Origin of the sequence: Streptomyces sp. DH12 (assembly GCF_020873895.1) — a bacterium.
Taxonomy (GTDB): Bacteria; Actinomycetota; Actinomycetes; order Streptomycetales; family Streptomycetaceae; genus Streptomyces.
On record NZ_JAHWGT010001388.1, the window covers coordinates 1 to 417 of the forward strand.

1 protein-coding gene is annotated in these 417 nt (G+C 82.5%); it reads right to left on the reverse strand.

All coding sequences use genetic code 11. From position 1 onward, the window contains the following. Window positions 1–417, reverse strand: a 417-nt coding sequence (locus tag LPA54_RS40215; protein WP_228985372.1) for an FHA domain-containing protein, incomplete at both ends; no start/stop codon positions are given.

Here is a 417-nt window from a genome sequence, read left to right on the forward strand (position 1 = left end):
GTCCGGGCGTCCCGCCGCCTCGCTCGGCCTCCGGGGGGCCGCTCTGCTCCGGTACGTGCGCGACGGGGCCCGGTGCGGCAGGGGGGCGGACCTCGGGTGCGGCGTCGGCGCGGGCGGGTGTGGCCGGGTCCGGCGTGGGCCAGTCCGCGGAGCCGTAGGCGTGGTGGGTCCGGGCGCGCGGCCCCCCGGCGGCGCGCCCGCTCTCCGTGTCCGCCGTACGCGGCCCCGGCACCCGGACGTGCCCCTCTCCGTCCGGGGTGGTCGCCGTGCGGGCGGACGGCCCCTCCGCCGGCGTCAGCCGCAGGGCCGACTCGCCGATGCGCAGCAGCGCGCCCGGGGTGAGCCGCACCGGGCGGGCGCCGACGGGGCGGCCGTCCAGCGTGGTGCCGTTGGTGGAGCCGAGGTCGGCGACGGAGA